Genomic DNA, 1,144 nt, shown 5'->3' on the forward strand with positions numbered 1-1,144 from the left:
GGTGGTGTCTCCTTTTACCGGCTAATCGAACCCGGCTCGGGCGCGACACGCCGTGATGGTCGGGGTGCTTGCCCCGACACCGGGCATGGTGGTTGATACCCGTCTCATGACGGCGGTGACCGGGTTGCGGGTCGAGCGGCGGGACGAGGGCTGGGTGGTGGCCGGCCCGGAGAGCGAGGATCTGCGGCTGGTCAACGACTACCTCGGGTATCTCGGCGACCGGCATTACGCGCCAGGCACCCGGCGCGGTTACGCGTTCGACCTGCTGGCGTTCCTGCGCTGGCTGGCCGGGCAGGACCGGCGACTGGATCAGGTCGACCCCGAGATGCTGCTGCGGTTTCTGGCCTCCTGCCGGAGCACCGGCCCGTCGAGCGGCCCGTCGAGCGCGGATGCCGGGTCGTCGGGCGGCGGCCGGGAGGAGGGGTTGGCGGCGGCGACGGTGAACCGGCGGTTGGCCGCCGTGGGCGGGTTGTTCGCGTTCCGGGCGATGCGCGATCCGAGCGCGCCGAACCCGATGCCGCGCGGGCCGGCGGCCCGCCGGGCCGCACCCGGTCAGCGGGACGGGCTGCTGGGGCATCTGGCCCGACCGCAGCCCCGCTCGGCGCTGCGGGTGCGCCAGCCCCGACGGCTGCCGCGCGCCCTGGACGCCGGCGAGGCCAACGCGCTGCTGGGCAGCCTGCGCTCCTGGCGGGACCGGGCGATCGCCGGGCTGATGCTGTTCTCCGGTCTGCGCTCGGCCGAGGTCCTCGCCCTGACCGTGGCCGATGTGGACATCGCCCGGGGCTGGGCCCGGGTGGCCGGCAAGGGCGGGCGGGAACGCCGGGTCCCGGTCGACGCCCAGGTCGCCGGCTGGATCCAGACCTACCTGCTGGCCGAACGCCCGGACACCGAGGCGAGCACGCTGTTCGTGGTGGCCAAGGGCCGCAACCGCGGCCAGCCGCTGACCCCGGCCGGGCTGCGCACGATCTTCCGCTATCACCGCGACCGGGCCGGGGTGCCGGCCGGGCATCCGCACGCGCTGCGGCACTCGTTCGGCACCGCGCTGGCCGAGGCCGGGGTCGACCTGGCGGTGATCCAGGCATTGCTCGGCCACGCCCACACCGATTCGTCGGTCGGTTACATCCATCTCGCGCCGGTGCGGGTC

General features: G+C 74.7%; 1 protein-coding gene. It reads left to right on the plus strand.

Features of this window, described 5'->3' with window-relative positions; genetic code table 11:
• Window positions 1–106 precede the first annotated feature (106 nt).
• On the plus strand, window positions 107–1,144 hold a 1,038-nt coding region (locus KME75_RS41780), incomplete at its 3' end, for a tyrosine-type recombinase/integrase (RefSeq protein WP_219420545.1).

The organism is Pseudonocardia nigra, assembly GCF_019396355.1.
In the GTDB taxonomy this organism is placed as follows: domain Bacteria; phylum Actinomycetota; class Actinomycetes; order Mycobacteriales; family Pseudonocardiaceae; genus Pseudonocardia; species Pseudonocardia nigra.